The organism is Calothrix sp. NIES-2100, from assembly GCF_963875285.1.
GTDB lineage: Bacteria > Cyanobacteriota > Cyanobacteriia > Cyanobacteriales > Nostocaceae > Aulosira.
Map to the genome: position 1 here is coordinate 6,535,228 of NZ_CAWNLA010000001.1, position 23,578 is coordinate 6,558,805.

At 41.7% G+C, this 23,578-nt stretch carries 25 protein-coding genes; 15 read left to right on the forward strand and 10 right to left on the reverse strand.

Going from position 1 to position 23,578, the window contains the following annotated elements; genetic code table 11:
• Positions 1-5: 5 nt before the first annotated feature.
• From AACU32_RS26485 to AACU32_RS26500, 4 genes are all read left to right on the forward strand, one after another.
• Positions 6-1,841 carry an N-acetylmuramoyl-L-alanine amidase gene (locus AACU32_RS26485; protein ID WP_096604148.1) on the forward strand — a complete coding sequence of 612 codons (1,836 nt, stop codon included), beginning with the start codon at positions 6-8 and terminating at the stop codon, positions 1,839-1,841.
• A 223-nt stretch (positions 1,842-2,064) separates the two neighbouring features.
• Entirely contained in the window at positions 2,065-2,373 is a 309-nt protein-coding gene (locus tag AACU32_RS26490; protein ID WP_096604149.1) for a hypothetical protein, read from the forward strand.
• 12 nt (positions 2,374-2,385) lie between these two features.
• Positions 2,386-2,793, forward strand: a complete 408-nt coding sequence (locus AACU32_RS26495; protein ID WP_096604150.1) for a hypothetical protein — start codon at positions 2,386-2,388, stop codon at positions 2,791-2,793.
• Positions 2,794-2,940: 147 nt separating this feature from the next.
• Complete coding sequence (locus AACU32_RS26500) at positions 2,941-3,561, forward strand: DUF416 family protein (RefSeq protein ID WP_096604151.1); 621 nt, start codon at positions 2,941-2,943, stop codon at positions 3,559-3,561.
• Positions 3,562-3,583: 22 nt separating this feature from the next.
• Here the strand turns inward: AACU32_RS26500 and AACU32_RS26505 are convergent, their stop codons facing one another.
• Both AACU32_RS26505 and argZ read right to left on the reverse strand, forming a co-directional pair.
• Positions 3,584-4,096 (reverse strand): DUF2085 domain-containing protein, encoded by a 513-nt coding sequence (locus tag AACU32_RS26505; protein WP_096604152.1) that lies wholly within the window; start codon positions 4,094-4,096, stop codon positions 3,584-3,586.
• Positions 4,097-4,125: 29 nt separating this feature from the next.
• Positions 4,126-6,237, reverse strand: a complete 2,112-nt coding sequence (argZ, locus tag AACU32_RS26510; protein WP_096604153.1) for a bifunctional arginine dihydrolase/ornithine cyclodeaminase — start codon at positions 6,235-6,237, stop codon at positions 4,126-4,128.
• A 379-nt stretch (positions 6,238-6,616) separates the two neighbouring features.
• Here argZ and AACU32_RS26515 point away from each other — a divergent pair, with 379 nt between their 5' ends.
• The 4 genes from AACU32_RS26515 (at position 6,617) to AACU32_RS26530 (ending at position 8,877) form a co-directional block, all read left to right on the forward strand.
• Positions 6,617-7,021 (forward strand): nuclear transport factor 2 family protein, encoded by a 405-nt coding sequence (locus AACU32_RS26515; RefSeq protein ID WP_096604154.1) that lies wholly within the window; start codon positions 6,617-6,619, stop codon positions 7,019-7,021.
• Positions 7,022-7,155: 134 nt separating this feature from the next.
• The gene (locus AACU32_RS26520; RefSeq protein WP_096604155.1) at positions 7,156-7,581 is read left to right on the forward strand and encodes a GNAT family N-acetyltransferase; all 426 of its coding nucleotides are present in this window, start codon (positions 7,156-7,158) and stop codon (positions 7,579-7,581) included.
• A gap of 196 nt (positions 7,582-7,777) precedes the next feature.
• Positions 7,778-8,251, forward strand: a complete 474-nt coding sequence (locus tag AACU32_RS26525; RefSeq protein WP_096604156.1) for an excisionase family DNA-binding protein — start codon at positions 7,778-7,780, stop codon at positions 8,249-8,251.
• 56 nt (positions 8,252-8,307) lie between these two features.
• A complete protein-coding gene (locus AACU32_RS26530) occupies positions 8,308-8,877 on the forward strand; it encodes a PIN domain-containing protein (RefSeq protein ID WP_339378292.1) in 570 nt (189 codons plus the stop codon).
• 6 nt (positions 8,878-8,883) lie between these two features.
• Here the strand turns inward: AACU32_RS26530 and AACU32_RS26535 are convergent, their stop codons facing one another.
• The gene (locus AACU32_RS26535; protein WP_096604158.1) at positions 8,884-10,557 is read right to left on the reverse strand and encodes an alpha/beta hydrolase; all 1,674 of its coding nucleotides are present in this window, start codon (positions 10,555-10,557) and stop codon (positions 8,884-8,886) included.
• Between the two features lie 495 nt (positions 10,558-11,052).
• On the opposite strand from AACU32_RS26535, the gene AACU32_RS26540 reads away from it, so the two are divergent.
• Positions 11,053-11,493, forward strand: coding sequence for a hypothetical protein (locus tag AACU32_RS26540; protein ID WP_096604159.1), 441 nt, complete (start codon positions 11,053-11,055; stop codon positions 11,491-11,493).
• Positions 11,494-11,599: 106 nt separating this feature from the next.
• Here AACU32_RS26540 and AACU32_RS26545 read toward each other — a convergent pair whose 3' ends face one another.
• From AACU32_RS26545 to AACU32_RS26565, 5 genes are all read right to left on the reverse strand, one after another.
• On the reverse strand, positions 11,600-11,938 hold the full coding sequence (locus AACU32_RS26545) for a type II toxin-antitoxin system PemK/MazF family toxin (protein ID WP_096604160.1): 339 nt from the start codon (positions 11,936-11,938) through the stop codon (positions 11,600-11,602).
• The gene (locus tag AACU32_RS26550; protein ID WP_096604161.1) at positions 11,938-12,174 is read right to left on the reverse strand and encodes a hypothetical protein; all 237 of its coding nucleotides are present in this window, start codon (positions 12,172-12,174) and stop codon (positions 11,938-11,940) included. The genes AACU32_RS26545 and AACU32_RS26550 overlap by 1 nt, the downstream gene beginning before the upstream one ends.
• Positions 12,175-12,749: 575 nt before the next feature.
• Positions 12,750-13,472 carry a DUF4365 domain-containing protein gene (locus AACU32_RS26555; protein WP_096604162.1) on the reverse strand — a complete coding sequence of 241 codons (723 nt, stop codon included), beginning with the start codon at positions 13,470-13,472 and terminating at the stop codon, positions 12,750-12,752.
• 556 nt (positions 13,473-14,028) lie between these two features.
• The gene (locus tag AACU32_RS26560; RefSeq protein ID WP_096604163.1) at positions 14,029-14,250 is read right to left on the reverse strand and encodes a hypothetical protein; all 222 of its coding nucleotides are present in this window, start codon (positions 14,248-14,250) and stop codon (positions 14,029-14,031) included.
• Positions 14,247-14,447 (reverse strand): type II toxin-antitoxin system VapB family antitoxin, encoded by a 201-nt coding sequence (locus AACU32_RS26565; protein WP_096604164.1) that lies wholly within the window; start codon positions 14,445-14,447, stop codon positions 14,247-14,249. The genes AACU32_RS26560 and AACU32_RS26565 overlap by 4 nt, the downstream gene beginning before the upstream one ends.
• Before the next feature lie 202 nt (positions 14,448-14,649).
• Here AACU32_RS26565 and AACU32_RS26570 point away from each other — a divergent pair, with 202 nt between their 5' ends.
• On the forward strand, positions 14,650-14,844 hold the full coding sequence (locus AACU32_RS26570; protein WP_339378293.1) for a hypothetical protein: 195 nt from the start codon (positions 14,650-14,652) through the stop codon (positions 14,842-14,844).
• Between the two features lie 79 nt (positions 14,845-14,923).
• On the opposite strand, the gene AACU32_RS26575 is transcribed toward AACU32_RS26570, so the two are convergent.
• The gene (locus tag AACU32_RS26575; protein ID WP_096604166.1) at positions 14,924-15,985 is read right to left on the reverse strand and encodes a M28 family peptidase; all 1,062 of its coding nucleotides are present in this window, start codon (positions 15,983-15,985) and stop codon (positions 14,924-14,926) included.
• Between the two features lie 166 nt (positions 15,986-16,151).
• Between AACU32_RS26575 and AACU32_RS26580 the strand changes: the two genes are divergently transcribed.
• Both AACU32_RS26580 and AACU32_RS26585 read left to right on the forward strand, forming a co-directional pair.
• The gene (locus AACU32_RS26580; RefSeq protein ID WP_096604167.1) at positions 16,152-17,378 is read left to right on the forward strand and encodes an urease accessory protein UreH domain-containing protein; all 1,227 of its coding nucleotides are present in this window, start codon (positions 16,152-16,154) and stop codon (positions 17,376-17,378) included.
• A complete protein-coding gene (locus AACU32_RS26585) occupies positions 17,353-17,952 on the forward strand; it encodes a hypothetical protein (RefSeq protein WP_339378294.1) in 600 nt (199 codons plus the stop codon). Before AACU32_RS26580 ends, AACU32_RS26585 begins: the two co-directional genes overlap by 26 nt.
• A 171-nt stretch (positions 17,953-18,123) precedes the next feature.
• Here the strand turns inward: AACU32_RS26585 and galE are convergent, their stop codons facing one another.
• Positions 18,124-19,122: a UDP-glucose 4-epimerase GalE gene (galE, locus tag AACU32_RS26590; protein WP_096604168.1), complete on the reverse strand. Its 999-nt coding sequence runs from the start codon at positions 19,120-19,122 to the stop codon at positions 18,124-18,126.
• Between the two features lie 309 nt (positions 19,123-19,431).
• Between galE and AACU32_RS26595 the strand changes: the two genes are divergently transcribed.
• The 3 genes from AACU32_RS26595 (at position 19,432) to AACU32_RS26605 (ending at position 23,480) form a co-directional block, all read left to right on the forward strand.
• On the forward strand, positions 19,432-20,166 hold the full coding sequence (locus AACU32_RS26595; protein WP_096604169.1) for a hypothetical protein: 735 nt from the start codon (positions 19,432-19,434) through the stop codon (positions 20,164-20,166).
• Positions 20,167-20,355: 189 nt separating this feature from the next.
• On the forward strand, positions 20,356-22,107 hold the full coding sequence (locus AACU32_RS26600) for an ABC transporter ATP-binding protein (RefSeq protein WP_096604170.1): 1,752 nt from the start codon (positions 20,356-20,358) through the stop codon (positions 22,105-22,107).
• Between the two features lie 86 nt (positions 22,108-22,193).
• A complete protein-coding gene (locus AACU32_RS26605; protein WP_096604171.1) occupies positions 22,194-23,480 on the forward strand; it encodes a sensor histidine kinase in 1,287 nt (428 codons plus the stop codon).
• Positions 23,481-23,578: the final 98 nt, after the last annotated feature.

Genomic DNA, 23,578 nt, shown 5'->3' on the forward strand with positions numbered 1-23,578 from the left:
TCGCTGTGAAAAAACTCCTAGGACTAGTATTATTAAGCTTTGTTGTCACCTCCTCAGTAGCATTGGCAGATACATCTCTTGTAGTTGTGTTTCCCCAGACAAACTACCAAACAAGTGCACAAAAAATCTTTTTTCTTGGTACTGCACCATTAGATGGTCAGGTGTTGGTTAATGGTAAGCCGGTTACCCGCAGCAAGGCTGGTCATTTTGCCCCAAGTTTTCCCTTGCAATTGGGAGATAATTTGTTTACTGTGCGTCACCACAATCAAGAACTTCAGATTAAGGTGACCAGACTTACCACTGTGCCTCAGCTACCACAAGGTTTAGCCTTTGCCAAAGATTCTCTAACGCCAGCAGCTGACATCGCCAGACTACCGGGGGAACTGATTTGTTTTAGCGCGATTGCACCCGCTAACGCCAGTGTTTCTGTAACCCTTGCTAATCAAACTATTGACCTTGCACCCCAACCCATTAAGGCACAACTACCAAGCAATTTGGCAGCCTTAACGGGGAAAAATCAACCTGCTAACCAGTCTATCGCAGGAAGGTATGAGGGTTGCACCGTAGTTCAACAGCCTGATTCCCAAATCAAAAGTCACTCCACAATTGACGGTAACAATATTATTTCCGGTGCTGTAATTACAGATTCCGGTAAAAATATCGATTTGGGTACACCAGAATTTAGACTGACAATGAATGGTCAGAGTGTAACTCAGTCTGGTACTGGCAAAATTCAAATTCTCTCACCCTCACAATTACCTGTTGTTGAGATTACAGCGGACTCAGGCGTTGCGCGTACTGGCCCGAGTACCGACCATTCCCGACTCACACCACTACCTAAAGGAACAAGAACCACAGTTACGGGGAAAGAAGGTGAATGGTTACGCCTAGATTATGGTGCTTGGATTAATAGTAAAGAAACCCAAGTTTTACCAGGTGCTATTTCACCACGCACAATCATTCGCAGCGTCGGTTATCGAAAACTCCCTCATGCTACAGAGATTGTGTTTCCGCTAGAAGTTCCCGTTCCTGTGAGTGTAATACAAAGCGATCGCTCTTTTACGCTCACTCTTTACAACACCACCGCCCAAACAGATATTGTTCGCACGGATGATAGTCCCCTAATTTCTCGCCTCGACTGGCAACAGGTAGCTCCCGGACAGGTACAATACACCTTTAATCTCAAAGAATCTCAACAGTGGGGATATAAGTTGAGATACGAAGGTACCAGCCTAATTTTAACTTTGCGTCATCCGCCTACGATTAGAGACAAAACACGCAAACCTTTATCCGGTATCAAGATTTTACTCGATCCCGGTCATGGGGGCAAAGAAACAGGTGCCAGTGGCCCAACTGGCTATTTAGAAAAAGATGTCAACTTGGTAGTCTCCAAATTGCTGCGCGATGAGTTGGTGAAGCGTGGGGCAACGGTGGTGCTAACGCGGGAAGATGATAAAGACGTATCTTTAGTAGAAAGGCAGGCAATTATCAGTAAAGAAGAACCTGCGATCGCTCTTTCTATTCATCACAATTCCCTACCCGATGATGGTGATGCAGAAAAAACCAAGGGATTTGCAGCTTTTTGGTATAACACCCAATCACACAGTCTAGCATTATTTTTGCAAAAGTATGTAGTAAAAAATCTGGGCAGACCTTCCTATGGTGTGTTTTGGGATAACCTCGCGCTGACACGTCCTACTGCTGCGCCAGCGGTGTTGCTGGAGTTAGGTTTTATGAGTAATCCCGATGAATTTGAGCAAGTCGTGAATCCCAAGGAACAGAAGAAGATGGCAAAAGTCCTAGCGGATGGGATTACTGAGTGGTTTAAGGAAGCGGAGTAGGATTGGGGAATTAGGGGAAGATGCGATCGCACTTCAAAGTCTGCTATATATTTGTTGCACTCAGCTTTAATTAATTTAGGACTTACGCACAACACAACGGAAGTAGCGGTAATTCATGAATTACCGCTATGCAAGAATCAGGTTTCCAGTGACATCTTGCGTAAGTCCTACAATTGCTGGGCTAATTTTTTGTGTACTTTGTTCCTTCCTATAAATTAATTAAATGGAAGCTTTACCAGATAATTGGGTTGATATTCAACCTGATAACGTATATCTTTCAAGCAATGGTCTTTTAGTTTCATTTGCTGATGAACAAATAAAATTGGGATTAAAATACGATCAAAACGGCAAACATTTAAAAGCTATTGAGAAAGGACAAGTACCTCCTCGCGGTAATGTAGGGCTGGTAACTTCCCAAGAATCAGGCTACGATTTGAAATCTAAAGTTTTAGGTAAAGGTGGCGATCGCCGATTTCACGCAAAATTTATTGATGGTATATTACACTTCCCCGGTTTGGTAACAGAACATTAAAGGTGCATAACTATGACAAATTTAGAATTAAAAAATCATCAAGTTTGGCAAGATTTAACTGAAATTTTAGAAACTTTAGATACCGATGCTCTGATTAAAGAACATTTAGAACTATGTGATTATCAAGTATGCGGTTACTGGGACGAACAGGATAAATATTATGAAAAAATTACTTTGCCTCGTACCTTAAAAACCGAATTAGTTAGCAGTTCTATTGGTATTACCCAAAAAGAACGCTTTATAGAACTCAAGTTTGACCTTATAGCTGATGTTATTGATAGTACACAACCTGGAAGTAATCAACCTGAAAAAATTGGTAAATTGGTTCTAATTTACAATGAAAATTTAGAATTTATTAATGAAAATTGGCTTTTTGATATCGATTTTTTAATGTTGAATATCCAAAGCACTCACCTTTGATAAGTATTAAACAGAAAGATCTAGCATAATACCTAAGCCTTAAAGACTTATGCATTCAGAGTTTTAATTCATGTACTTAGTCATGAAAAAGGTATTGAGGCTGTAATTAACAATCGTGTTGTGTAGCCATTTAATTAGAGTTAAAACATGCACTTAAACTTTTTTGATTTAGAATCTTTAAAACAAAAGTTAGAAAAGCTTCCACAACTTCATAGAATGGCATTTGCTGCGTCCATTTGTGAGAGAATGCTGCCAAACTACAACGCCTTTTCTCGAATGGAAAATTGGGGCGATCCTTCTGTGCCGAGGAAAGTATTAGATGAAATTTGGCAAGTCTTACAAGGAAGACAAATTGATGAGACAAGAATCAGACAATTGCAAAAAGATTTAGAAGGTGTTTGTCCAGACTCTGATTCAAATGATTTTTGTAATGCTTACTATCTTTTTGAAGCCCAAGAAGCTCTTTTTTCTATAGAATATATATTGATCGCTTACCTAAATAAAAGTTTAGAATATATTATTCGAGTAGTTATGAGCGCTAGATTTGAAACTATACAAAAATTTATTGAAGAAAGAGACGAAAATTTTAGAGAAACTGTGCATGAAAATGAATTAGAAGAAATTGTCACTCATCCCCTAGCAGTTCGAGAAATGGCAAAAGAAAATGAGGATTTACAACTATTAAAAAGTATTGAATATCTAGAATGTGATTTTTTGGAATCACTACGGAATTCAAATAATGGAAAAAGTCTACTTGATTATTACTAAATTCTTAATTACGAATTACGAATTACGAATTACGAATTATTTTGCGCCCATGTAAAATTGGCATGGTAAATAACCCCCACGCCAAACCTGTAATTAACCCAAAAGGCGTGACAAGATAATTATTAAAACTCCACCAACCAAAAACCTGCGCGGCTAATTCCAAGGGATAAGCCATCATCAACACACTGGCTAGGGCGACACCACTCCAGCCATACTGACTTAACCAGTAAAAACCTTTACCACCAGTCGCACCATACAACAGTCGCGTAATCAGCAAACCCGTGACTGTGCCGTAACAACGCATACATACAGCCATGATATGCGGTGGTGCTAAATCTAACCCCATGTCTGGTTGGGGGCAAACATGAACACCCATGAAATAAATTATATTGGCAATTCCCCCCAGCAACCAGACTCCAGATGCAGCAAGAAAGGGAGCTGCTAGCGGGCCTATCACCATACCCGCTAGCATAAAATCAGCGATCGCACTGACCCAATTAATTTGCAACTCTCTTTTGAAAGCTACTCTCATCATCCCTTTCTTACCTTTGCGTGAGGTTTTTCTTAACCTACCACTGCTCGATAAGGACTTGTCAACTTATCGAGCTGCTGTGTTAACAGGCTGAGGAATAATCCCACATCTGTCACCACACCTACCGATTCTATCGAACCGCGATCGCTTAACTTGGTCACCACCGCTGGATTAATATCCACACAGACCATTTTCACCCCAGCGGGTGTCATATTCCCCACGCCAATCGAGTGCAGCATACTAGATAACATCAAAATCATCTCCGCACCTTCGAGGTTTTGGGAATATTCCTGCTGTGCTTTAATCAAATCCATTTGGGTATCGGGTAAAGGCCCATCATCCCGAATTGACCCAGCGAGGACAAATGGTACATTATTCTGCACACACTCATACATTACCCCACTTTTAATTACCCCCGCTTCCACAGCTTTGGCAATACTGCCATGACGGCGAATGCTATTAATTACCTTTAGGTGATGGCGATGTCCACCACGCACGGCGACACCCCGCTTCATATCGACACCGAGAGATGTTCCCATCAAATTTTGCTCGATGTCATGAACTGCGATCGCATTTCCACCCAACAGCGCTTGAACATATCCTTCGCGAATCAGCCGCGATAGATGTTCACCGCCGCCAGTGTGAATCACCACAGGCCCCGCTGTGACAACTACTTTACCGCCAGCATCCCGAATTTTACGTAATTCCCAAGCCACCTGTTCTACAACTAATTCCACACGGCGTTCGCTGGAAACTCCGGCGGACATAAAGCTGAATTCTTGGGCGTTCCGCTGTTCCCGCGATTCTGTTTTGCGGATGGTGCGGATACCTAAAACATCGACAATTACCTGTTCCCCTACTTTTAAGTCGCGTAATATTTTACACTTGGCAACATAACCATCAGCAGATTGAGTAATGGCGATCGCGCCATCCATGCGCTGATTTTGCACCTTCACCCACTGACCATGAATTCGCACTTCAGTAGGATAAATTGTACTCACATAAAAATCATCCGGTGCTACACCATCTTGGATTACAGGCTCTAGTCTGGCATCTCGCTCATCTTGGGGCAAGTCTACAGCACCCAAATCAATCAACAGCGAGATAATTTCTTCCATCACCTCGTGAGATGGTGCTGATACCTTCACTTCAGCCGCTGAGGTACTTTGGCGCTGTTCTCCCAAGTTGAAATTCAGAACTTGGAAGCTACCACCTGTATCGACAATCAAGTCTAAAGCGCGGTTAATCAAGCCAGAATCAAGCAAATGCCCTTCTAAGCGAATGATGCGACTTTCTACAGAAACATTCGCATGAACTTCGTCTCTGACTGGTTCTGTTACCCGTAAAGTCAGACATTTGGCTGCACCACCAGCTTTCAAGAATTCTGTCAGCGGTGTTTCGATAATTTGGAAACCTACATCTGCAAGGCGTGTTTTCAAACTATCACTCGCCTTGTTCATGATGACGATGCTTTCCACATTCACCGCATTACAGGCGAAATTTACCGCGTCAGCTTCTTCGATAGCGATGCGCTTTTCTGCTGCTACCCGCATTTCAATTAAGCGGTTGGAGTAGGAATCAAACGCACCTGGATAGTAAAGTAAATAACCGTTGGCTAAGGGACAGAAGCAGGTATCTAAATGATAAAAACGCTCATCAATTAGTCGCAGGGATAATACATCAATATCCAGCCACTTAGCTAAGTAGGGATGAGAATCCAATTCCGAACGGAAACCGTAACCCGCCCATAACCAGCGTCCTTCTCTGTCTAGGAGTGCGTCGCCTGCGCCTTCAAAAGGTAAGTCTTTTGGAAGTACATGGACTGTGTAACCATTGGCTTCAAACCATTTTTGGAAGTAAGGCTCTTCTCCCTGACGTTCCTTGTGTAAAAAACGACTAAGAACAACATTATCCCCCAACACTAAGCCAGCGTTGGCGGTGAATACCATATCCGGCCAACCTTTTTGGGGTGGTACTAAGTCTACAATGGCGTGTTCTTTGATAACGTGGTGGAGTTTTTGCCACTGTTCAACAGCGCGATCGCGCGATGATTTGTGAATGTTCCCTTCCATCCAGGGATTAATCACATAGTCTACATCGTAGTGGTCAGGGGCACACATCAAAAAGCGAATCGGGGAAGTCATAAAAATCTTACAAGCGGTGAGATGCTACAAGTTCTTTTAAATACAGACTCTTGCTGTACTATTTTGTCAACTTTGCTACAAAATGTCTGTATTCTGCTAGTTAAAGCCGGCACAAAAGTTTGCTTTTATTTTATCTATCAGCCAAAGCGGTACAGTGCAGAAAAAGCACATAAAAGTTAAGGTGTCAAATTACCAAGGGACTAATCGAACAAAACCGAAAGTTCAATGTTGTGTAATTGTAGCGCTATTTGGTTCTCACACATCAGCATTCTCATCCAGATAAATTTGGCAAAAATCTGATCAAACTACAAGCATTGCCAGGATTACTCACTTCAGGGAGAATTATAAAGTTGAGTTACCAGAATTCAGTGCAGCATCAATGACTACTCAAGAAAGCTTGGAACTCGTACAGCAGTTTTACGCAACTATCGGTAGCGGAGATATCGAAGCTACATTAAATCTTTTAGCAAATGATGTGGAATGGGAAACACCATTTCCACGAGAGATTGTGCCACATGGCGGAAAGTGGCATGGCAAAGAGGGAGTAACTGAATTTTTCTCGCTTTTAAATCAAAATGTAGAATTCCAACAGTTTGAGCTAAAAAACTTTATTGCTCAGGATAATCAGGTTGCTGTAGTCGGTCATTTTAAAGTCTTAGTCAAAGCAACTGGCCGATACTACGAGCCTGATACTGTAGTTATTTGGACGGTTGAGCATGGCAAAATTAAGCAATTTCGTGAATTTACAGATACAACACAAGCTGTTTCTGCATTTCGCGCTTAATTCTGCCACAAAGCAGTCCCGATGAAGAAATTTGCATCACCATGCATCAAAGAAAGGGGGATGAGGGAGTGTAGGAAGTGTGGGAGAGTTTGGGGAGAAATGACAAATGACAAATGACCAATGACAAATGACAAATGGCAGACCTAAAATTTACGGTAGAGGATGATCCAACGCCAGAGGATATTCGTACTGTTATTAACCAGCTTGTTGAATACAACAATCATCAACAAACAGAAAAAGACGAATACCAACCCCTAGCTGTCTTGATTCGAGATGATCGCCATGAAATTGTCGGTGGTTTAGTTGGTGAAACGCAATGGGGATGGTTATTTATTTCTCACCTGTGGGTAAGTGAAGCGTTGCGAGGTCAAGGTTATGGAAAGCAACTCATGGCTAAAGCGGAAGTAGCAGCTAAACAGCGCGGTTGTAGTTACGCCTACCTGGATACATTTAGCTTTCAATCCTTGGGTTTTTACCAACGCCTTGGTTACCAAATATTTGGCGTTTTGGAAAACTTCCCACCAGGACATCAAAGGTATTTTTTAAAGAAAGAAATTTAACTTATTTGCTAAAATTCAGAGATTTATTGCGATCTGTAAGCAGAAAACGACAATTAAATGCGATCGCCAGGACGAAGTAAGACTATGCAATCTTAGTCCAAGGTTATTTCGTTCATTTCGTTTATTTCGTTCATTGCGCTCATTTTGAATAAACGCTACGATCAGATAAATGATAGTTGCAGAAAAACTGATATATATGACACTCAGTACATCAGCAGCCAGTAAAACTGCTGTACCTACGGCAGAGGATACTATACTGGCGAAAACCAGCAGTCAAACTTTAGCATCCTATACAGGGGATAATAATACTTACCTTGCTATTAAGCTTATACAAGATAACGCTACAACTGAACCGATTACCATACCAGCCAAGGCTTTTCGTCTGCTTGTAGATATTTTGGCACAAATGGCTCAAGGAAATGCTGTGACACTAATACCCGTACACGCAGAACTGACGACACAAGAAGCAGCTGATATTTTAAATGTTTCTCGTCCTTATTTAGTAGGTTTATTGGAATCTGGAGAGATACCATACCGTAAAGTGGGAACAAGACGCAGGGTACGTTATCAGGATATATTTAACTACAAAAATCACATTGACACTCTACGAATGCAAGCTCTTGATGAACTGACTGCTCAAGCTCAAGAACTTAACATGGGTTATGAATAAGAATTTTGATTCATGGCAAATTGGCATGATCGGAGAGAAAGAATAAAGCAGTTATCGTGTCGAATTTTACAGTTATTTATGATGCTTGTGTCTTATATCCAGCACCGTTGAGAGATTTTTTGATGCGGCTTGCAGTCACCAACCTATTTAAGGCACGATGGACAGATGAAATTCACTCAGAATGGATCAGAAATGTTTTAAAGGAGCGTCCAGATCTGACCATTGAACAACTTACTAGAACGAAAAATTTGATGAATAGCAATGTTAGAGATTGTCTGGTGACAGGTTATGAAGAACTGATTGCTCCTTTGCAACTTCCAGATAGTAAAGATCGACATGTTCTTGCAGCAGCAATTCGTTGTCATGCAAGTATTATAGTCACTTTTAATCTTAAGGATTTTCCCGATCAAGTACTTGCTCCATATGGTATTGAGTCCCAGCATCCAGATAACTTCATTGTGCATTTGATTGACCTTAACCCATCTGAAATTTGCCTAGTCGCAAAAAGGCATAGAAGTAGTCTTAAGAATCCCCCTAAAACACCTGAAGAGTATTTAGAATCGCTTCAAAGACAAGGTTTACCAAAATCAGTGACTGCTTTACAAAATTTCTGTGACGATATTTAGCAGAAATTATTGACGCATAAATTCTTTGACTACGAACATTGCTTGCGGTGGAATTTTAGTAACTAGGCGAATCGGAAATGCTTGAGTAGAAGCAAACTGCGCATAATCTGGTGTGAGAAAATCCGCATATTTATCAGCATCAAGAGTTAGCTGTGCTGCATGAGATAAAGCGATCGCTTTCAGGTATTTACGAATGTCAACAGCTTGCTCACCTACTACTTCACCACCAAACAATACTGTATTTGGTTTTCCCTGCTGATCCATTGTGGTACTGGGGTCTTTGACACTTAGATGAGTAGCCCCAAGTATACCAACCAGCCATTTAGGGGATGGGATTTGGGTAAAGCCAACAATCTGTTCTGGTAAAGCGGGAACAGTTTTATCTGCGGAAGCAGCCCATATTAAAGTGGGTACTTGCAGTTTACTCAGACCATTTTTACCAAACATCAAAGATGTGGTAGGACTGAGTGCGATCGCTCTTTTGATCCTCTTATCCCCTAGTTGATATCTATTGGCTGGTAACTCTTGCGCCACACATTGCAGTGTTTCACCAAAACTAAACCCAGTTACATTCTTTTTACAACGTTGTTTGAGGTTTTCTAGTTGTAACTCAGCCCCAGCAATTGCTAAGGCTGTACCTCCACCAAAAGAATAACCAATTACCATCGCGTTATTAGTTGCAACCTTTCCTTGCAATGGGTGATTGGCTTTTTGGTTGAGTTTTTCCAGTTCATCGAGGACAAAACTAATATCTTTAGGACGATCTAAAAACTCTTGAGGTTCTACAAGTCTAGTATTATTTTTGATTGCTAAATCCGTATGTGTGGCATTACTCCCCGGATGTTCTAATGCCACTACTATATAGCCGTGGGATGCTAAATGTTCTGCTAGGTAGCGCATATCTGTACGCGTCGATGCAAAGCCGTGGCTAAAGACAATCACAGGTTTTTCCGCAGTTGCAGCATTTGACCAATAAACATCAACTGGTATTTTGCGTTTGCGTTTTTGGTCATTTAACTGCAAGCCAAGAACCTGGAATTGCGCATCTCCGGATAAGCTGGGATCAAAGGGAAAAGATAATTGGGATGTGGTGGCGTTGAATTGGGGAGCGATCGCCAGCATAAACTGTTGCGTCAGCCAAAAACCAGAGTTCAAATTACTCGCAACTGTAAATGCTTGCCGCAAATTAATTTCTAGGCGGTTACTAGGATAAGCTTTCAGAAAAGACAGTATGGAAAGACCTTGTGGTGCAGTAGAGCCTAAAACAAATCCTGCTCTGAGTGCTTGTGCGCCAGCCTGATCTTTTCTGACTAAAGCAGTTGCAAGGTCTTGGAGAATCGTTGTCCCAATCTGCGTATTCAGCAATCGACTAATAGTAACCACATTTAGCGGTAGCTTAGTTCTGAGCGCTCCTAAGATTAACCGACGATCTTGTTCAGATAAACTATTGGTAAAAGATTGCAAGTCTCTGGGAAATTTGCCAGTATCAGCAGCCGTTTGCAGATCTGCAACCGAGATAGATTCTGCAAACAGACCGAATCGCACCACAACTGTATCAGCAGCTGTTGCAGAGGTATTTGTCCCCAAAATTTGTGCGATCGCGATCCCTCCAGCCAGGGCTTTGCCCAACATGCAAAACCAATCTGTAATATTTTGTAGACTTCCCCTGGTACTTCCCATGAACATCTTTTTTTTCCACGCTTAGGGGAATATAACTGATATTCGTGTATTTTGCTACCCATATTGTAAAGAATCTTAGCAGGGAATTGGAGACAAGGGAGACAAGGAGGACAAGGAGGACAAGGGAGACAGGGGAGACAAGGAGGACAGGGGAGACAAGGAGGACAGGGGAGACAAATGACAAATGACTATTGACAAATGACTAATCCGTGTTGAATGCCACAAACGTTTAGTTGATTATCATTTATTGTAATCATGTAAATCTGCTCAAAAAATTATTGTGGTGAGAGCCTTACATTGGGAAATTGTGGCTTAAATCACTGCGATCGCTGCACTACCAGTTTCATCTAAGCTAATGCGCCTCTAAATTGCATAACTACCAATAAAGGCTGTTAACAATCAACAGTCAACAGTTAACAGCCCTCACGATGGATTGTGCAACTTAAAAGCAGAATAGCTTACTAACACAATTAATAAATATTTACTGTTGACTTTATGCACCGTCAACTCATCTATGTCTTAGTTTTTATTTTTTCACTAAGTACTGTAACTTTGTTTTGGCCTGTAAATGATTCTCAGTGCGATTCAGAGGCTTTCCTCGCATCAAATACTCAGAAATTTCAAGTACAGGCTACTAAAGTTGTTTTTCAACCTTGGCGTGGCGAACATAATGTATATGCTATCTTTATGGTTCCCGATAAATACAAAAAAGCCCCTTTTTTTGTATTAACTGTTAAAGGTTTTGGTCATGAATGTTCTAAACCTTATGGCTACAGTCAAAAATATAATGATCTCTCTGCCGAGCCAGGAACATATTTGGTGAGAGACTACATGAGAACTCGGACTGCATTGCGGCTAATTCTTCAAGGTTTATACGGGCAAATTAATGATAAACAGAACTGGACTCTAACCTATCCTCAACCTCAAGATAAGTAGATCGGCGTAAATAATTATCGTTCAAGCTCACCGGAAGCAGTTAACCTTTGCAACTTAACCGACCATACTACGGTGTTCCGGTGCAGCGACTTGTTTGCTTGATCTGCTAGAGGTACAAGATTGTTCTTAACCCCTCATCTACCTCCTCTTGTAAATAGTCTGGTAGTGAACCAATACGTTCAACCAGAAACGTTTTATCGACTGTAAAAATTTGAGATATGTTAACAACTGAATCCCTGGGCAACCCTGATGATCCTTGCGGTAATAATACATTACCTGGTGCTTCTGCTAACTGAATATTTGAAGTGATAATTACGACAATGACTGTATTGATACGGCTTTGAGTAAAAATATCATCTTGAATCACCAAAACAGGACGACGGTATCCAGGCTCTGAACCTGCTGGATCAGGTAAGTTCGCCCACCAAATTTCTCCCCGATACATTACCAATCCTCATGGGGCAAAGACATAAATTGCATTTTTGCCATTACAGGATCTAATTGAGAAGACTCTTTTGAGTAAACTTGGTTCAGCTTGTGCAGGATTTGATTACGGTGGTACTTTTTCAAATATGCTTGTAATGCTTTTGTGTAAAGTTCACTGCGTGATAATCCTAACTGTTGGGCTAGTGCTTCTGCCTCTTCAAAAACTGAATCTGGAAGCGAAATTGCAGTTTTCATAGTGGAGATTAGTAGAAATATAATACTTAAGTTATACCCTAGTTATACCAGAGTTGCAAGAGTACTCATACTGGCTACCAACAGTTAGCCCCTGTAGACATTCCAAGTCGAAAACGAAGCAGGCTAACGGCAAAAGTCAGCGGCAGCAGATAGCCTGAGAACGAAGCCAGAGATTGTTTGTCCGTCCATTGCACACAAGAGTTAGCTGGCGATCGTTGAAGTAGGAAGTGAGCGGGTATGTAATTGTTGGGTTTCCTTGCGTCAACCCAACCTACTAGCGCAGCAAGCTTAATTGGCTGGGTTGAGTAATCGTAGAATAGTTTAAGTAGAGCGGCCTAAATAAATATAATATGTTCTGTCATTGCGAGGAACGAAGCAATCCCAGCCTTTGCGATTGCTACCCTTCGGGAAGGCTTCGCCTACGTCGTTCCTCCTCTCTACGAGACGCGCAAGGGACGCTGCGGACATCTTACGTTTAATTATGCCCGCCTACTTAATTGTTGATTTTCTAGATTTTTTTAACCCAACATTTTAAGGCTGGCGCGCTACTACAAAATCAGCAATCATGCTAGAAATTATGAGTAAATAATTTTAGGAAAATATGGAAATTGTGAAAAGTCGTAACTTCTGACAATTTCTCTATCTACAGGATCATCTTTAGGATTTTTCGAGTAATCTTTTCTAGATAGATATAAGCCTTCTGAGGCATTCCATTTTCTCGGAAAAGTTTCTGGTAAATTTTTCTCTAAAAACTTAATACCATTTACGTCAATCAATTTTTTTGCTGACATTTCGTCTATAAAACTCTTACGACTCTGCTGAGGAAATGTCCGGAAACAAACATTTAATCTATAACCCTCACTATTCTTAATGAAAAATTCATTTTTAATCATATTATCAATTTCATTTGAATGAATACAGAATGCGTAGATATTTTTTATTGAAAAACCTGGGGGGTTGATAAATACAAAAACATATGCAGAATTGGAAAAGTCCTTAAGAGTTTGAATTTCACTATTTTTTAGTGAATAATAGAATCGATACTCATTTCTTCCGTTTACTTCTCTTATGAAGTCAGACTTTCCTAAACGCTTAGACTTAACTTGAAATCCAAAGGGAAACGAATCGTCATATATCTCTTGGCTATATAATTTTTTAAATTGATTAGTAACGACGAGATCAATTCCAAAATCAGCAGGCAAACGAAAAGCTTCAAAGCCATTCTCAAAAAGCTGCCCAGTTATAAAGTTTTCTGCTGCATATCCTTTGTACAACCTATCAAAAAATCTATTATCCATAGTTGCTAGCTTGTCGTTGAGTAGTTATAAATACTTTTTATATCAAATTAATCAACAGCATCATAATCTATGTCGGCACTCTGCTAAAACTGATCACTGCGATTAGACTTGTCCGAAATATAAATTGATCGCCAAGGAAATGGTTCCCTTACCTTGGATGTTGTCTAACCTTCAACGAGCAAGAGAAGAACAGGAATGTGTGTTTGGAAACTCTGAAAATCTTGATCGGTGGTGAGGATGCTGTAGCTTCGACGATGGGCAACCGCACAAATCAGAAAATCAGTATTTGAGCCTTGAATGCCATTACTGCTGCAGGTATTGAAAAATTCGGCGGCGAGTTCGTAGTCTTCAGCTATAAGTTCTATGTCTGGGAAAGCTCGAAGGCATACGTGTCAACTTAACATGAAACCCTTGCCAAAGCTTGATTTTGAATTAAATCGCTTAACATCAAGATCCGCGTTACCCCACCCCAGTTTTGTCTAAAGCCAAAACGTCCCCTCAGAGTTTACGGGGAGGGGATTAAGGGGTGGGGTGAAAGACTTGTGGGATAAGCGTTTTAACTTAAGTTGACACCAATGGCTCGAAGGTAATCCCGCAGGCGAGTAAACTGTTCCGAACTGCGAACTCCAGAAAGGATTTCTTGGCGAATTGCGCCTAATAAAACAACTTGGTCATCAGTGATTAAATCCCGCAATAGTGCGACGACAGGGAAAGAATGGGGTGGCGTTTTTCGACGGAGAGCCAGCGACCAAACCGAGGTATCAACAATAACGCTCATGTCTGCTGACGTTGCTGCTTGTAGTTGTAGTCTTCGTCATAATCAATGGTGCCAAAGAGGTTTAACACTTTGAGCCGCTTGCGACGTTGAATATATTCAAGAAGTGCTGTTTCCACTAGTGCATCAATAGTTGTGTGGTCATCAAGTTGTAGCGCCTCTTGCAGCAAGGCTTCATTTATGTTAACTGGTGTAGCCACGATCGCTTCTGATCCAACTTCTCAATAAATCAATGTTATCCCACTGTCGCTTCTATCTCCCTGCTTCAAAATTCAAAATTAATCATGAAGTTTGAGGCTTGTATCCTTTTCGTTTTTTGTCAAGGCGGAAGCTGTGACAGTCTAAGTAAAATCCGAAAACGTGAACCCGGAAGTTGCTACAGGGTACGCGAAACACGGAAACGTGAACCCAGAAGTTGCTTCAGGGTTGACGGAAGTTCCTACAGGGTACGCGAAACACGGAAACGTGAACCCGGAAGTTGCTTCAGGGTTGACGGAAGTTCCTACAGGGTACGCGAAACACGGAAACGTGAACCCAGAAGTTGCTTCAGGGTTGACGGAAGTTGCTTCAGGGTTGACAGAAACAGTTATCACCTAGAGGTTAGGGAACTCCAAAAAATAAACAACAGCTTAAAGTTGTCAACAGTCAACAGTCAACAGTCAACTTCCTTAGAAGATTAACCCCCTTGTTGAGTCGCCAAATCCCGCTCATTTTCTAACAATGTATTAGTAGTATTCAGCACAATTTGCGCTGAACCTCTAAAGAAATCACGGTCAATTGTCGCTGGTAAATCACTAGGTTGATGGTAATGAGGAGTACGAAGATTAGCAGTATCTGTCACTAGCACAGCACCAATTCCTTGATACCAAAACGGTGCATGATCGCTGCGTAGGGTGTCTGGTGTCAGTAATCCTTTGAAAGGAATAGGTAGTGTCAGAACTGATGGTAAATTTGCATCACCTTTATTTAAGGCTGTCGGTGGGATTGGCTGGGAGTTTTGAAAAGCATTCAGCAAAGGTAAGTGTTCTGTATCGCCAACTACTACTAAAAAGTCGCCTTTATCGCTGGGTGGGGTAACTGGTAATCCCGCAGGGTACTGCTGACAACCTACTTTGTAGCAAGCATAACCTACCATGTCCATAACGATCGCACCGCCCAGGTTTTTTAATCTTGCTGTTTTCCGGACAAAAGCTGTACTCCCTAAAAGACCGGCTTCTTCTCGATCAAAAAAAGCTAGCTGCAATGTGCGTGGTGTGGGACGGGAACCGAGAACTCTGGCAAGTTCTAGCAGTACAGCTACTCCACTGGCGTTATCATCAGCCCCAGGAGACGAGGCAACAGTATCATAATGTGCAGCAACCAAAATTGCGCCAGCTTGTTTGTTAGTTCCTTGGCGTTCGGCAAAGATGTTCACACCCTCAGAGAAATTTTCTAACTGTGGTGTCCAGCCGAATTTTTTCAATTCAGTTGTAATATAAGTGCGAGTACGCGATCGCTCAGTACTCGTATAACGCTGAAAATTTAACTTTTGAATATGGGTAAATAGCTTGTCCGCCGACACCTGCAAATCCCTAGCTACTGGTGCAGATGACTGTGATGGGGTATTTTGATTTGGAATGCTCTGTACAATTGTCGGTACGGGAGGCTCTTCAAATAACCGATTGTTGGCAGTACCTCTCGTACCCAAAACGACAACTACCACTAGGAGTAACAGCGCTAGCCAAATCCATTTTTTCATGCGATCGCTCTTGTGCCTATCAGACTTAAAATAGCGCAAACACCAAGTTTGACAGCCAGTCTTTTGACAGAGTCACTAATTTCACTTAAAGTTCCGCACTATAACAGAAAACTATTTCTGCCTTTTTTTACCCAAAACTCAGAACCAAGGACTCAGGAATTTATTTATGCTAGATTTCTTACTCATCACAATCCTGGGGTTTTTGGGTAGTTTTGGGCATTGTTTTGGGATGTGCGGCCCTTTAACTATGGCCTTCTCCTTATCCCATCAGGAAGAAACTCGTGATTGGCGACAGCAATTAAAATTTCACATATTACTGAACTTAGGACGAATGTTGAGCTATACCCTAGTCGGTGCTGGGATTGGCGCCTTGGGTTCAGTATTGATCGAAGGTGGACAGCTAGCAGGTATTGGCAGCGAATTACGTCGTTGGATAGCGATCGTTACTGGTTTGATGTTGATTTGGTTTGGTTTAGGACAACTAAAACCTCATCTTCTACCACGAATTCCCGTTTTACATCCTTTATTACAAGGAAAATTACACAATCGTCTGAGTAAAGAAATGGTCAACCTTTCTTTGCAAACTAGATGGTGGACACCAGCAATGTTAGGGATGACTTGGGGTTTTATGCCTTGTGGTTTCTTGTATGCTGCCCAGATTAAAGCCGCCCAAACTGGTAATTTATGGATGGGTGGGGCAACTATGCTAGCTTTTGGACTAGGAACTCTACCAACGATGTTAGGTGTAGGGGTTTCTGCTTCGTTAGTCAGTCAAGACAAGCGTAGTCAGTTATTTCGCTTAGGCGGTTGGGTGAGTCTCACCATTGGCGCTATTACTTTGCTGCGAACTGGCGATACAATGGTAGATTACACCGGACACGCGTCCTTAATTTGCTTGATTTTAGCGCTGATAGCTCGTCCCATTAGTCGGATTTGGGCATCACCTTTGCGTTATCGCCGTGCTTTGGGAGTGGGTGCTTTTGTGTTGTCTGTAGCGCACACTCTCCATATGATAGAGCATTCACTCAAATGGAATTTTGCTGCCTTTTGGTATTTGCGGCCAGAGTTCCAGTGGAGCATGGCAGCAGGTGTAGTAGCATTAGTATTGATGACTCCCGCTGCTTTGACAAGTTTTGATTTCTGGCAAAAATATTTAGGTAAGCGTTGGCGACAGATTCATCTATTGAGCGTACCTGCTTTGCTCTGCGTTGTGATTCATGCGATTTTGATTGGTTCCCATTACCTGGGTTCTTCGCAATCAAATGAGGGGAATATATTAGCAGCAGCGCTATTGGGTTTTTTCACCCTCTGTGTGTTGCTAGTGCGCTCGCGCTATTTTTGGTCAAGGTTGTCCATAGCAAAATTTTATGTTCCCCCAAGTAAGTCGCGCTAAACTTTGTCTACCTGTAGTTTTTTTATTGGTGCTAACGGGAAGTTACCCTAGTGTTGTCTCTGCTCATACAGTAAAAATCGCCGCAGATGTTGGTGCTACCCTCCATATTGAACCGAATGATAATCCCCAAGCTGGTCAACCCTCACAAGCTTGGTTTGCTCTGACTCGTAAAGGTGGCAAGGCGATCGCTCTCAAAGATTGCAATTGTCAGTTGGTTGTTTATGCCCAACCACATACAGCCAAAGAGCCACCACTATTAGAACCTCCTTTGAAACCAATAACCGCCGAAAGGTATCAAGGGACACCAGGCGCAGACATCATCTTTCCCAAACCTGGGGCTTATCAGCTGGCACTAAGAGGTAAACCCATAGCTGGGGAGAATTTCAAACCTTTTGAGTTAAAGTTTGAAGTTACTGTGGCTGCAAGTGCGGTTAATCTATCACAGAATTCTCAGGATGTCAACAATGATGTAGTACAGTCTCAATCTCAATCATTTCCATTGTGGGCGATCGCCGCCGCCATCTTTGCCAGCATAGGGGTTGTGTTAGCTGTGCGGCAGAAGCGGAAGGGGTAGGGCAGCGCCTCTCTTCTCCCAAGGGGAGACGCTGCGCGAACGAGACGCTCCGCGAACGGCTCCGCTCGGCGACCGGGGCAGGGGAGCAGGGGGGACAAGGGAGATGGGGGAGACGCGGGGACGCGGGGAAATAATCAATGACAAATGCCCAATGCCCAATGCCCAATGCCTTTATTTATGGCGCTGTTGATGCCAGTCCCATGCGTGCTGGACAATCTCTTTGATACCTGGGTATTGGGGTTGCCAACCTAAGATTTTTCTGGCTTTCTCGGCACTACCAATCAAAGAAGGTGGATCTCCGGGACGGCGATCGCATTCTTGGACGGGAATATTCAATCCTGTTACCGCTTGGGCAGCAGCAATTACTTCTCTGACGGAGAAACCTAAAGCATTGCCGAGATTGAAAACTTCACTATCGCCGCCTTGCAATAAATATTCCAGTCCCGAAATATGAGCATCTGCTAAGTCGCTGACATGAATATAATCTCTAATACAAGTACCATCGGGCGTAGGATAATCTGTACCGAAAATAGAAATAGATTCGCGTTTACCTAAAGCTGTCAGCAGTATTAAGGGGATTAAATGGGTTTCAGGGTTGTGATCTTCACCCAATAAGCCACTCTTATCGGCTCCCGCCGCATTGAAGTAGCGGAAACGCACTGATTTTAAACCATAGGCAACATCAAAGTCAGAGAGAATCCGCTCTACCATTAACTTAGTAGCGCCGTAGGGATTAATCGGTGTTTGGGGATGATCTTCGGGAATCGGGACAACATCTGGTACGCCGTAAGTTGCACAAGTTGACGAAAATACAAATTTCTTAATAGATGCTGCCAGCATTGCCTCTAACAGCACCAGAGTACCCACAACATTGTTGCGGTAGTATTTGGCAGGATCTGTCACTGATTCGCCTACGTAGGCGTAGGCAGAAAAATGCATGACAGCATCAAACTTGTGAGTTTGGAAGAGTTGATCAAGCAGAGGGCGATCGCTCGTGTCACCTACTACCAGCTCTACTTGCAGTACCTTCTCAACTAAGTCACGATGTCCATACACCAGGTTATCCAGTATGACGACCTCGTAACCTGCTCGCTTCAAAGCCAGAACTGTATGAGAACCAATATATCCGGCTCCTCCGGTTACCAAAATTTTAGGTTTTGTAGAAGACATAATTTTTCCTTTTGAGTTATAACTACTCAATTAATTTAAATTACTGGTGCCACATTACTCATCTGTAAAATTTTAAATAATAGTCGCAGTGTCAGAAAATTGCACTAAAATCACTACGACGGTAGTCTTTGGTTGTGAGGTATGAGGTATTTTAAGTCAGGTAACAGTACGATTACAATTTGACGAGAAAATAAATCCGCTGCCCGAAACCTCTAGGCTGACCCTTCAGGATTCGCCATTTGCCTTATACCGGGATACCTGTTTAAGGCAATAGTTCACCGCATCGGAAAATTTGAGAGTTAATCTACTATGTTTCTACTGCTAAGCCGGGTACTACTGTGGCTATTAATTGGCACTATTGTCTACTCGTTCTTCCAAAGATTCTATCCATCAGGCAATTTCGTTGGGCGATTAGTCATAGTGATTATGCTGATCGTCCTAGCGCTGGCGTTCATTAACCCCAATGAACCAGCGGTGGCTTCTTTGTGGAGGTTGATATCATTTCCGCTCAAACCTTTGGGAGCATCGGTTTTGATGTTAATTTTTGCCGCCCAAAGAATCAAGGGGGGTGGAATAGATAAGCCAGGAGGATACTTACTAGGTTGGGCACTGACAATTTTATTGTTAGCAAGTACACCAGCAATTGCTTACTTCCTGGTCAGATCACCAATAGCAACAACAACGCTTAATCCTTCGTTACCAACTTTAGAAAGAGTCCAGAATGTCCGATTGGCTTCTGGTTACGAACTTAATCCTGCATCGGAGATTTTAGTAGCGTCAGTTCCAGAACCGAACGCTAATATCTCCGATGTCATGGGGAATGGCATTCTACCTTCTAGCGATCTGGTTCGCTCAACCATCGCTTTAAATCCATTGGATCTGAAAGTTCCGCCTTACTTATTGCAGAATCCACAGGAAATTAGAACACGAGGGTTACGACTCGAAGACTTTGTACCAAGTGCAGAAACCCTGCAATTAACAACGCAAGCTTGGGAAAGTTATCTCAATCAAATTTACTTTTTCTTGCGTGGTCGCCAATCCTAAAGCTAAATATTTAACAATTACAAGGCCAAGCACTATGTCTTGGTGGCTGGCCTTTTTCCACTATGATTTCTGCCAGAATAAAAGGAGGTTCAGTAGATTTGCTGTAAAGTAAGTCAGGCTGCTGGCATTTCGGTAAGTCTGGACTGATAGACAGTTGGTCTAGAATGATAAATTGTTGAAATTGCTCGCATGGTACAATCTCGACGGCTGGCTAAACTCGGTGCTTACTTGCGTCCCCATTGGCGGGAAGCTATATTGGGCATTCTGGCTTTATTAACCGTAAATGGATTAGGCGTTTATATTCCTTGGTTGATACGCACTTGTGTTGACAAACTATCAACAACCTTTAGCTGGTACGAAATTTTAAATTACGTAGTCATTATCATCTTGCTCAGTTCCGCAATGTGGTTAATCCGCATGGCCTCACGTATCTGGCTATTTGGGGTGGGGCGCGAGGTGGAATTTGACTTAAAACAGCGGATTTTTGCACATCTACTCAAGCTAGAGCCTGCTTACTTTGCCACTAACACCATTGGTGATTTAATTAGTAGGGCTACTAGTGATGTCGAAAATATCAAGCGGTTGTTGGGTTTTGCAGTTCTGAGTTTAGCCAATACATTGTTTGCCTATGCGTTGACACTGCCAGTGATGTTGGCAATTAGTGTAGATTTGACTTTAGCTTCTCTGGCAGTCTATCCTTTGATGTTTTTGTTAGTGCATCTATTTAGCGATCGCCTGCGTAAACAACAAACGGTAGTACAAGAGCAACTTTCTGATATTAGCGAACTCATCCAAGAAGATATTAGCGGTATTGCTTTAATTAAAATTTACGCCCAAGAAGAAAACGAACGTCGAGCTTTTGCCAAGAAGAATCAGCAGCTATTAACTGCTAATTTGGAACTGGCAAAAAGCCGAAATACACTGTTTCCTTTGATTGCAGGTTTAGCCAATATCAGCTCGCTAATAATTATTTGGCTAGGAGCAACAAGGATTTCTGCGGGAACTCTTCCTGTTGGAGATTTTTTGGCACTACTAATTTATGTAGAACGTCTAGTTTTTCCGACAGCGTTGTTAGGCTTTACTATTACCGCTTACCAACGGGGTGAGGTGAGTATCGATCGCCTAGAGTCTATTCTCTCGGTGACACCGAAAATTCAAGACACCAGCGATGTCATCCATCTACCCAAGCATGAAGTTCAAGGCAAGCTGAGGGCGAAAAATTTCAGTTATACTTACCCAGGTGCTACTACAAAAGCTTTAGATCATGTGAACTTTACGATTAATCCTGGGGAAACTGTGGCAATTGTTGGGGCCATCGGTTCAGGAAAATCTACTTTAGCTAATGCTTTACCACGCCTGTTAGAAATTGAATCAGGACAGCTATTTTTAGATGAGTTGGACATTACAAAGATTGCATTAGCTTCTTTACGAGGTGCGATCGCCTATGTTCCCCAAGATAGCTTTCTGTTCAGCACTACAATCAAAAATAATATCCGCTACGGCGATCCAATTAGAGAACAGCAGGATGTAGAAGTAGCCGCTCAACAAGCTCAAATTAACTCAGAAATTAGCAATTTTCCGCAACAGTACGAGACTATAGTTGGTGAGCGCGGAATTACTCTTTCTGGTGGACAACGACAACGTACTGCTTTGGCTAGGGCAATGCTGGTTGATGCTCCAGTGTTAATATTGGATGATGCTCTCTCCAGTGTAGATAATCAAACAGCTACACAAATCCTGAAAAATTTATCTAGTGGTACTGTCAAAAAAACAGTGCTTTTTATCACACATCAATTATCTGCGGCGGCGGCGGCTGACCGGATTTTTGTTATGGACAAAGGAAAAATTGTCCAGATGGGTACTCATTTAGAACTTGTGCAACAACAAGGTCTTTACAGAAATTTGTGGAGCCAGCATCAGATAGAGGAATTATTGCATTAGGGTTTGAGTACTAGAGACAATTCTCTGTACTACGCATATAATTTGTCAAGCAAATAAACTGACAAATTATACACAGTAAATACTTTATGTGGGAATTTTTACAAAGTTTCTTTGTAGATGGCGCATTTATTCCGCATGGACACTGCTATCTCTGGAAACCGGAGTTAGTCTTGCTACATATCCTCTCAGATTCTTTGATTGCTTTAGCTTATTTTTCGATTCCTGTTGCACTTGTTTATTTTGTTCGTAAGCGAGAGGATTTGCCCTTTAAATCAATACTGTTATTATTTGGAGGTTTTATCATCTCCTGTGGTACAACACACTTAATGGAAATATGGACGCTTTGGCATCCAACTTACTGGCTGTCTGGTTTAATTAAAGCGATTACGGCTTTTATTTCCATTTATACAGCTGTTGTATTACTGCCGATAATTCCTCAAGCACTGGCTTTACCAAGTCCAACACAACTGGAAAAAGCTAACAGTCAACTGAAACTTACATTGCAAGAACTAGCAAATACCCAAGCTCAACTAATTCATACAGAAAAAATGTCTTCTCTAGGGCAATTAGTTGGGGGTATTGTTCATGAAATTAACAACCCAATTAATTTTATTTATGGTAACACTACAGTAGCTCAAGAATATACCGAAAACTTGCTCGATTTAGTATCACTTTATCAAGAAAATTATCCAAATCCCCCAGAGGAAATTCAAGTTATTACTGAAAAAATTGATCTCGATTTTATTAACGAAGACTTACCGAAAATATTATCCTCTATCCAAATGGGAGCCGATCGCATCCGTAAGCTAATCTTAGGTTTGCGAAATTTCTCTCGATTAGATGAAGCCAATGTCAAAGAAGTTGATATTCACGAAGGTATTGATAGCACTCTCCTCATTTTACAAAACCGCTTAAAAGGCAAAGCAGATCATGGGGATATTGAGGTGATTAAAGAATATGGAAAATTACCTAAAGTTGAGTGTTATCCAGGACAACTCAATCAAGTATTTCTGAATATTCTCAATAATGCTATCGCTTGTGTCAAAAGCTCATCTAATCAGCCTCAGATTCGCATTCATACTGAGGTTTTAGAAGGCAGTAATCAAGTAATAATTAAGATTACAGATAATGGACGTGGGGTGACAGAAGAAGTACAAGAAAAAATATCTGACTCCTCTTTTACTAATAAATCTATCGATACAAATGTAGGTATATCTATTAGCCACCAGATTATAGCTCAACATGGAGGTCAGTTAAACAGTATTGCAGTATCGCCGCAAGGGACGGAAATTCTGATTCAAATTCCTATCCGGATGAAATCTGCTGCATCATTAAGAATTAGATCAGAAGATAAAATAGTTCCTTCTAGCTAAACCATCAATTAAAACTTTTAACATCACAGCATTTTTACGTATTTCCCGAGGTCGATAGTGAAGATTGTGTTAGTTTTTTGAGAAAATTGGGTAGCATA

Excerpts from the sequence above, each read along its gene's own strand:
- AACU32_RS26490 (WP_096604149.1), top strand. The coding sequence starts at position 2,065 with ATGGAAGCTTTACCAGATAATTGGGTTGATATTCAACCTGATAACGTA.
- AACU32_RS26495 (WP_096604150.1), top strand. The coding sequence starts at position 2,386 with ATGACAAATTTAGAATTAAAAAATCATCAAGTTTGGCAAGATTTAACT.
- AACU32_RS26500 (WP_096604151.1), top strand. The coding sequence starts at position 2,941 with ATGCACTTAAACTTTTTTGATTTAGAATCTTTAAAACAAAAGTTAGAA.
- AACU32_RS26505 (WP_096604152.1), bottom strand. The coding sequence starts at position 4,096 with ATGATGAGAGTAGCTTTCAAAAGAGAGTTGCAAATTAATTGGGTCAGT.
- argZ (WP_096604153.1), bottom strand. The coding sequence starts at position 6,237 with ATGACTTCCCCGATTCGCTTTTTGATGTGTGCCCCTGACCACTACGAT.
- AACU32_RS26515 (WP_096604154.1), top strand. The coding sequence starts at position 6,617 with ATGACTACTCAAGAAAGCTTGGAACTCGTACAGCAGTTTTACGCAACT.
- AACU32_RS26520 (WP_096604155.1), top strand. The coding sequence starts at position 7,156 with ATGGCAGACCTAAAATTTACGGTAGAGGATGATCCAACGCCAGAGGAT.
- AACU32_RS26525 (WP_096604156.1), top strand. The coding sequence starts at position 7,778 with ATGACACTCAGTACATCAGCAGCCAGTAAAACTGCTGTACCTACGGCA.
- AACU32_RS26535 (WP_096604158.1), bottom strand. The coding sequence starts at position 10,557 with ATGGGAAGTACCAGGGGAAGTCTACAAAATATTACAGATTGGTTTTGC.
- AACU32_RS26540 (WP_096604159.1), top strand. The coding sequence starts at position 11,053 with ATGCACCGTCAACTCATCTATGTCTTAGTTTTTATTTTTTCACTAAGT.
- AACU32_RS26545 (WP_096604160.1), bottom strand. The coding sequence starts at position 11,938 with ATGTATCGGGGAGAAATTTGGTGGGCGAACTTACCTGATCCAGCAGGT.
- AACU32_RS26550 (WP_096604161.1), bottom strand. The coding sequence starts at position 12,174 with ATGAAAACTGCAATTTCGCTTCCAGATTCAGTTTTTGAAGAGGCAGAA.
- AACU32_RS26555 (WP_096604162.1), bottom strand. The coding sequence starts at position 13,472 with ATGGATAATAGATTTTTTGATAGGTTGTACAAAGGATATGCAGCAGAA.
- AACU32_RS26560 (WP_096604163.1), bottom strand. The coding sequence starts at position 14,250 with ATGAGCGTTATTGTTGATACCTCGGTTTGGTCGCTGGCTCTCCGTCGA.
- AACU32_RS26575 (WP_096604166.1), bottom strand. The coding sequence starts at position 15,985 with ATGAAAAAATGGATTTGGCTAGCGCTGTTACTCCTAGTGGTAGTTGTC.
- AACU32_RS26580 (WP_096604167.1), top strand. The coding sequence starts at position 16,152 with ATGCTAGATTTCTTACTCATCACAATCCTGGGGTTTTTGGGTAGTTTT.
- AACU32_RS26585 (WP_339378294.1), top strand. The coding sequence starts at position 17,353 with ATGTTCCCCCAAGTAAGTCGCGCTAAACTTTGTCTACCTGTAGTTTTT.
- galE (WP_096604168.1), bottom strand. The coding sequence starts at position 19,122 with ATGTCTTCTACAAAACCTAAAATTTTGGTAACCGGAGGAGCCGGATAT.
- AACU32_RS26595 (WP_096604169.1), top strand. The coding sequence starts at position 19,432 with ATGTTTCTACTGCTAAGCCGGGTACTACTGTGGCTATTAATTGGCACT.
- AACU32_RS26600 (WP_096604170.1), top strand. The coding sequence starts at position 20,356 with ATGGTACAATCTCGACGGCTGGCTAAACTCGGTGCTTACTTGCGTCCC.
- AACU32_RS26605 (WP_096604171.1), top strand. The coding sequence starts at position 22,194 with ATGTGGGAATTTTTACAAAGTTTCTTTGTAGATGGCGCATTTATTCCG.